The organism is Leisingera sp. (assembly GCF_034669605.1).
Taxonomy (GTDB): domain Bacteria; phylum Pseudomonadota; class Alphaproteobacteria; order Rhodobacterales; family Rhodobacteraceae; genus Leisingera.
In genome coordinates this window covers 22,446-29,666 of sequence record NZ_JAXMOX010000030.1, presented here as the reverse complement: position 1 = coordinate 29,666, position 7,221 = coordinate 22,446, and the positions used below count along the sequence as shown (strand labels likewise).

Sequence of the window (7,221 nt, the reverse complement as noted above, 5' to 3'; positions counted from 1 at the left end):
CCTTTGTGGCCGAGCAGGGCTGGACCCTGGTCGAATTCGCCACTCCGGAAGAAACCGTCGCCGCTGTGCGCAACGGTGAAGCTGACGCGGTTCTGGCCGACAAAAGCTTCCTCGACACTGTGGTTGGCGATGACCTTGTGATGCTCGAAAAAACCGAAGCGCTCGGCGGCGGCGTTGGCATGGGCTTCCGCGAATCCGACGCAGAACTGCGCGGCACGTTCGACGCGGCGATCCAGACAATGAAAGACGACGGCACGCTGAACGAACTGATCGCCAAATGGGAAGTCTCTTCCCTGTGGTAATCTGATCCTGTTTCAGGATCTGCAGGCCCGCCGCTGCGGCGCGCGGGCCTCATTTATTCTCATCCGGCGCTGCCCGCCGGGCGTGAACAGAAAAAGACAGGCTCACCTATGTTTTCCTATTGCACGGACCCATCAACGCTTGAGGGGTTGAGCTGGCTTAGCTGCTACCTGACCACCGGCAAGCATTTGAACCTTTATATCTCGGTCTTTGTGGTCCTGACCCTGCTGGCCATCACCGCACCGGTTGCGCTGCTGTTCGGATTCGGCGCTGCCAGTGCCGCCCGCTCCAAGATCCTGCCGCTGCGCTGGTTCGGGATCGGTTATACCAGCATTGTGCGCGGTGTGCCCGATATCGCCTTCTTCCTGTTTTTCGTCATCGCGCTCGACCAGGCATTCGAATGGATGCGCCACAAGGTGAAATGCCCGGACTGGGACGAACCGGTCCGGCGCGGCATCGACTTTGTGGTTTGCGATGCAGCAAAACTGCCGCTGTCCACCTCGCCGCAGTGGGTGCATGAGACCTATGGCTTCTTCCTGGCGGTACTGACCTTCTCGATCGTTTTCGGCGCCTTTGCCGCCAATGTCCTGTTTGGCGCCATGCGTGCCGTGCCGCACGCCCAGATCGAAACCGCCGAAGCCTATGGCATGACCACCCGCCAGGCCTTCTGGCGCATCCTGGTGCCGCAAATGTGGGTCTATGCGCTTCCGGGCCTGTCGAACCTGTGGATGGTGCTTATCAAGGCCACCCCGCTGCTGTTTCTGCTGGGGGTCGAGGACATCGTTTATTGGGCACGGGAACTGGGCGGCACCAAAACCTCCAGATTCACCGACTACCCGCATCCGAACTGGCACGTCTGGTACTTTCTGGCCCTGCTGGTGTTCTACCTCTGCTTTACCAAAGTGTCGGAAGTGGCACTGGACCGCATCATGAAGCGCCTGACCAAGGGCCAGGCCACTGCGGCAGGCGAAGCACAGAGAAAGGCAGCGGCATGAGTTGCATTGAAACCATACAGGCCTATGCCTTCCGCTCCCTGGGCTTTGGAGAACGGCTGCTGCCCAAGGGCGACTACACCCTGTGCGAACACTTCACTCTGATCGGCTCCGGTCTGATCTGGAATGTTTACTTCGGCATCGTTGCCCTGACGACTGGCTTTTTCCTGGCCGTCGCCCTGGCGGTTGGCAAATCCAGCCCCAATCCGCTTTGGCGCAAACCAGCGGAGTGGTTCATCTTTGTGTTCCGCGGCAGCCCGCTGTTCATCCAGTTCTTCTTTGCCTACGCTTGCTTCCTCAGCCTCAAAAGCGTCTCCAGCTTCTTTGATCCCTTCACCTCGGCCTGGCTGGGCGCCTTGGTCGTGCTGTTCTGCAATACCGCGGCCTATTCCGGCGAGATCTTCTATGGCGCACTCTTGTCGATCCCCAAAGGCGATATCGAAGCGGCCGACGCCTATGGCATGTCCGGCTGGGCGCGGTTCCGCCGGATCACCTTCCCGACTATGATGCGGCTGGCCTGGCCTGCCTACACCAACGAGGCGATCTTCCTGTTCCACGCCACCACGCTGGTGTTCTTTTCAGGCTTTCCAGCCTGGCGGCAAAAGGGCGATGCGCTGTACTACGCCAGTTATTTCGCGGACAAGACCTTCAATCCTTTTGTCCCCTACCCGATCCTGGCCTTCTATTTCATTCTGCTGACACTGGTCGTCATCTCCGTGTTCGGTTTTGTGAACAAACGGCTGAACCGGCACCTTCCGCAAGAGCGGCGCAGCCGGACCAAGCTGAGGTTCAAACTGATCCGCTGAATTCAGAATGGCTCCTTCGGGAGCCATTTTTTTGAAACGCCGGATCGCGCCGGGCGCGTTTTGGGCCTCTGACCGCAGGGTGCTTTCCCTGAAGATGAAGCCGCCGGAGCGTCACCTCAAACTTTTGATCAAATTATCTTGGCGAATGGAATTCTCTGCGCTAGGGTTGGCGCAACACATTCATGGAGCCTCCAATGGACCTGTCCGGACTAAAGACCATCCGCATTGCCGCCTGTGACATGAACGGCCAAATGCGCGGCAAACGCCTGCCTGCCGGCATGGCCGCCAAGCTGGACAGCGGCGCGGCCCGGATGCCGATCTCCACCCTCAATGTCGATCTCTGGGGGTGCGATGTTGAAGACAACCCCCTGGTGTTTGAAACCGGCGACGCCGACGGGGTGATGCTGCCCACCGAACGCGGCGCCGTACCGATGCCCTGGCTCAAAAGCGCCTCGGCGCTGGTGCCGATGGCGATGTACTGGGAAGACGGCTCAGCTTTCTTAGGCGACCCGCGCCACGTTCTGACCGATGTGCTGTCGCGCTATGCCGAGCGCGGCTGGACCGTTGTGGCCGCGACGGAAATGGAATTCAGCCTGCTGGATGACAGCGGCCTCCGCCCGGCACCGCCGATCGACCCGCTGACCGGCCGTGAGCTGGATCAGCAATCGGTGCTGTCGGTGGCCGAACTGGATGCCTTTGATGACTTCTTCACCGATCTCTATGACGGTGCCGAGATGATGGGCATCCCCGCCCAGTCCGCAATTTCCGAGGCAGGCCTGGGCCAGTTTGAAATCAACCTGAACCATCAGGAAGCGATGCGCGCCGCAGATGATGCCTGGCTGTTCAAGGCCTTGGTAAGAGGGCTTGCACGCAAACACGGCTTTGCGGCGACTTTCATGGCCAAACCTTATCCGCAAGAAGCCGGTAACGGAATGCATGTGCATTTCTCGGTCGAGGACAAGGACGGCAGCAACGTCTTTGACAACGGCGGCGAGACGGGATCGGACCTGCTGATGCACGCCGTGGCAGGCTGTCTGGCCGCGATGCCCGCCAGCTCGCTGATCTTCGCCCCGCACGGCAATTCCTATGACAGGCTGGTGCCTGGCGCCCACGCGCCCGTCAGTGCCGCCTGGGCCTATGAAAACCGCACCGCCGCCATCCGCATTCCCGGCGGCAGCCCCAAGGCCCGGCGCATCGAACACCGCGTCGCCGGCGGCGACATCAACCCCTATCTGATGCTCGCAACCGTGCTTGGCTCTGCCCTGGCCGGGATCGAAGATCAGATGCAGCCCCCCGCCCCGTCCGAGGGCAACATCTACGAGATCAAGGGCCTGCCGCAGCTGGCCGCCGACTGGGAGACCGCGATCGACTGGTTCGAAAGTGATCCGCTGATCGCCCGCGTGCTGCCGGAACTCGCCATCCGGAACCTGGTGATGACCAAACGGCAGGAGCTGAAAGGCTTTGCCGAGCGTCCCCGTGAGAGCCATTGGTTGTCCTGGCTGGAAGCGGTATAGCGCTGCCTTGCCCCGGGGCTTGCCTGCTCCAGCCCCCTCAGCTAGGCTCAATTTGATCAAATCTGGTGACTTATGAAAATCGGCATCCTGCAAACTGGACACTCCCCCGAAGATCTGTTCGGCCCTTTCGGGGATTACGACGGTATGTTCCGCGACATGCTGGACGGCAACGGCTTTGAATTTCAAACTTGGGCGGTGGTGGATGGTATATTTCCAGACAGCGCCGATGACGCCGACGCCTGGCTGATCACCGGCTCCAAGCACGGCGCCTATGAGGATCACGCCTGGATCCCGCTGCTGGAAGCGCTGATCCGCGAGATCAACACCAGGAAACAGCCGCTGGCCGGCATCTGCTTCGGCCATCAGATCATCGCCCAGGCGCTTGGCGGCAAGGTCAGGAAGTTTGAGGGCGGCTGGGCCGTGGGCCGCGTCACCTATCAGGTGGACGGCCGCGAGCTGACCCTCAATGCCTGGCATCAGGATCAGGTCGTGGAGCTGCCCGACAGCGCCCGCGTGCTGGGCGGCAACGACTTCTGCCGGAACGGCATCCTGGCCTATGGCGACCATATCATCTCCTGGCAGCCCCACCCCGAATTTCCCAGCGCCTTTGTCGGCGGCCTGATCGAAAAACGCGGCCGCGGCGTGGTACCGGACGGCCTGCTGGACCGTGCAGCCGCTGAGCTGGACGCCCCCGTGGACAATCAAGACATCGCAACCTTCCTCGCAGAATTTTACAGGAAAGAGAGGACTTAATGTCAGCCTGGCTCGACGCCCTTCCCGAAGCAGCAAAAACCTATCTGGAGGGCCGTCGTCTCGACGAAGTTGAATGCGTTATCTCGGACCTTCCCGGTATCGCCCGTGGCAAGGCGGTACCGGCATCCAAATTCGCAAAGACCGACTATTTTCATCTGCCTGACAGCATCTTCTACCAGACCATCACCGGGGACTGGGCTGATGCCGCGGATGAAGACGGCTGGATAGAAAAGGACATGACGCTGAAGCCCGACATGTCCACTGCCACGGCCGCGCCCTGGACCGGCGACTGGACGCTGCAGGTGATTCACGACGCCTATGACCGCGACGGCAAGCCGATACCCTTCAGCCCCCGTAACGTGCTGAAGCGTGTTGTGCAGCTCTATCATGACAAGGGCTGGAAACCGGTTGTGGCGCCCGAGATGGAGTTTTTCCTGGTCGCCCGCAATATTGATCCTGCACATGAGATCAAGCCGATGATGGGCCGCTCCGGCCGCCCGGCGGCGGCGCGCCAGGCCTATTCGATGACTGCGGTCGATGAATTCGGGCCGGTGATCGACGATATCTATGATTTCGCCGAAGCCCAGGGCTTTGAAATCGACGGCATCACCCAGGAAGGCGGCGCCGGCCAGCTGGAGATCAATCTGCTGCACGGCGACCCGGTCAAACTGGCGGATGAAGTCTTCTACTTCAAACGGCTGATCCGCGAAGCAGCCCTGCGGCACGATTGTTTTGCCACCTTCATGGCCAAGCCGATCGAGGATGAGCCCGGCTCGGCCATGCATATCCACCATTCGGTTCTGGATATGGAAACCGGCGAAAACATCTTCTCCGGCCCGCAGGGCGGCGAGACGGATGCGTTCTACAACTACATCGCAGGGTTTCAGAACCATCTGCCGGCGGGCCTGGCAGTGATGGCGCCCTATGTGAACTCCTACCGCCGCTATGTGAAAGATCACGCCGCCCCGATCAATCTGGAGTGGGCACGCGACAACCGCACCACCGGCATCCGGATCCCGCTGTCGGGTCCCGGGGCGCGGCGGGTCGAAAACCGCATCGCCGGCATGGATTGCAACCCTTACCTGGGCATCGCGCTGTCGCTGGCCTGCGGATACATTGGCCTGATCAACGAGGAACGCCCGCGCAAGCAGTTCAAGGGCGACGCCTATGAGGGCGAAGGCGATATCCCGCAAGTGATGGGTCAGGCACTGGATCTGTTTGACGAGGCCACCGAACTGCATGAGGTTCTGGGCCCGGAGTTCGCCCGCGTCTATTCCATCGTGAAACGTGCGGAATATGACGAGTTCCTTCAGGTGATCTCCCCCTGGGAGCGCGAACATCTGCTGATGAACGTGTAAGCCCTCTGGCGCTGCGCCTGGGCGCAGCGCCAGTGCAATTGAGTATTTAAGAAAAGATGAAGTGCAGGCTGCCCGCAAGGGCGCCTGCCACCGACAGAGGTGCGTGATGGGCATGAACCTGCTCTATTCCAATGACCGCAAGGGCCATTATCCAAACAGCTGGTACGCAGCGACGGCCACGCCAATGGAGCGGTTTCCGGCTCTGGCGGGGGAGCTGACAGCGGATGTCTGCATCGTTGGCGGCGGCTATACCGGCCTGTCCGCTGCGCTGCATCTGGCCGAAGCCGGGCAGCGTGTCGTTGTGCTGGAGGCGCACCGCGCGGGCTTCGGCGCCTCGGGCCGCAACGGCGGCCAGCTCGGCAGCGGCCAGCGGATGGAACAGGACGGGCTGGAAGCGCTGATGGGCGAGCCCGAAGCGCAAAAGCTCTGGCAGCTGGGCGAGGACGCCAAAAAACTGGTGAAAGCGCTGATCGACCGGCACCAAATCGACTGCCACCTGAAACCCGGCATTGCCCATGCGTGCTTTTCCAAAAGCGAGGCCGCCCATGAACGCGCCTACGCCGAGCACCTGCAGAACCGCTATGGCTACGATCAGATCCAGCCGCTGGATGAAGCCGGGCTGCAGGCCGTCTGCCCCTCTCCCGCCTATAGGGGCGGCTCGCTGGACATGGGGGCCGCCCATCTGCATCCGCTGAACTTTGCCCTGGGCCTGGCCCGGGCTGCGGCAGGCGCCGGCGCGCAGATCTGCGAGCAAAGCGAGGTTCTGGACATCCAGGAAGGCGCGCAAATCCGCGTGCGGACTGCAAGCGGCACTGTTACAGCCGGACATTTGATCCTTGCCTGCAACGGCTACCTGGGCGGATTGAACCGCCAGGTCGCCGCGCGGGTGATGCCGATCAACAATTTCATCGTGGCAACCGAACCGCTGGGCACGGATGCCGCGCGGGTGCTTGCCCGTGACGTGGCGGTGGCAGATAGTAAATTCGTAGTGAACTATTTCCGCCTCAGCGATGACAAGCGCCTGCTGTTCGGCGGCGGCGAAAGCTACGGCTACCGCTTTCCTGCCGACATCGCGTCCACCGTGCGCAAACCGATGCAGCAGATTTTCCCGCATCTGAAAGACGTCCGTATCGACTACGCCTGGGGCGGAACCCTGGGCATCACCATGAAGCGGATGCCTTATCTGGCGCGCCTTGCGCCGAATGTCCTGTCTGCTTCGGGCTACTCCGGCCACGGCGTCGGCACCGCCACCCATGCGGGCCAGCTGATGGCACTGGCCCTGCAGGGCCAGACCGAGGGCTTCGACACCTTGGCCCAGGTCCCCGCGCCCCGTTTCCCGGGCGGGCCGCGGATGCGATCTCCGCTGCTGGCTCTGGCCATGACCTGGTTTTCCCTGCGTGACCGGCTGGGGATCTGACAGTCCCTTCCATCCTTGTCCGAGTGGCCGGTTTCCGCGCAACTCCGCAACAGTTCTGTGAAATTTCGCCTGCAGCGGCGA

The 7,221-nt window shown here is 61.6% G+C and carries 7 protein-coding genes; all 7 read left to right on the top strand.

Features of this window, described 5'->3' with window-relative positions:
* Nucleotides 1-302, top strand: a 302-nt coding sequence (locus VOI29_RS05825; protein ID WP_323776704.1) for a transporter substrate-binding domain-containing protein, incomplete at its 5' end; no start/stop codon positions are given.
* Between the two features lie 108 nt (nt 303-410).
* The gene (locus VOI29_RS05820; protein ID WP_323776702.1) at nt 411-1,295 is read left to right on the top strand and encodes an ABC transporter permease; all 885 of its coding nucleotides are present in this window, start codon (nt 411-413) and stop codon (nt 1,293-1,295) included.
* Entirely contained in the window at nt 1,292-2,098 is an 807-nt protein-coding gene (locus VOI29_RS05815; protein WP_323776700.1) for an ABC transporter permease, read from the top strand. The genes VOI29_RS05820 and VOI29_RS05815 overlap by 4 nt, the downstream gene beginning before the upstream one ends.
* 194 nt (nt 2,099-2,292) lie before the next feature.
* The gene (locus VOI29_RS05810; RefSeq protein ID WP_323776698.1) at nt 2,293-3,612 is read left to right on the top strand and encodes a glutamine synthetase family protein; all 1,320 of its coding nucleotides are present in this window, start codon (nt 2,293-2,295) and stop codon (nt 3,610-3,612) included.
* A gap of 72 nt (nt 3,613-3,684) precedes the next feature.
* Entirely contained in the window at nt 3,685-4,365 is a 681-nt protein-coding gene (locus VOI29_RS05805) for a type 1 glutamine amidotransferase (protein WP_323776697.1), read from the top strand.
* A complete protein-coding gene (locus VOI29_RS05800; RefSeq protein ID WP_323776695.1) occupies nt 4,365-5,723 on the top strand; it encodes a glutamine synthetase family protein in 1,359 nt (452 codons plus the stop codon). The genes VOI29_RS05805 and VOI29_RS05800 overlap by 1 nt, the downstream gene beginning before the upstream one ends.
* A gap of 106 nt (nt 5,724-5,829) precedes the next feature.
* Nucleotides 5,830-7,140: an FAD-binding oxidoreductase gene (locus tag VOI29_RS05795; RefSeq protein WP_323776693.1), complete on the top strand. Its 1,311-nt coding sequence runs from the start codon at nt 5,830-5,832 to the stop codon at nt 7,138-7,140.
* Nucleotides 7,141-7,221 lie beyond the last annotated feature (81 nt).

Coding starts and splice junctions, on each gene's coding strand:
- VOI29_RS05800 (WP_323776695.1), top strand. CDS start 4,365: ATGTCAGCCTGGCTCGACGCCCTTCCCGAAGCAGCAAAAACCTATCTG.
- VOI29_RS05815 (WP_323776700.1), top strand. CDS start 1,292: ATGAGTTGCATTGAAACCATACAGGCCTATGCCTTCCGCTCCCTGGGC.
- VOI29_RS05795 (WP_323776693.1), top strand. CDS start 5,830: ATGGGCATGAACCTGCTCTATTCCAATGACCGCAAGGGCCATTATCCA.
- VOI29_RS05810 (WP_323776698.1), top strand. CDS start 2,293: ATGGACCTGTCCGGACTAAAGACCATCCGCATTGCCGCCTGTGACATG.
- VOI29_RS05805 (WP_323776697.1), top strand. CDS start 3,685: ATGAAAATCGGCATCCTGCAAACTGGACACTCCCCCGAAGATCTGTTC.
- VOI29_RS05820 (WP_323776702.1), top strand. CDS start 411: ATGTTTTCCTATTGCACGGACCCATCAACGCTTGAGGGGTTGAGCTGG.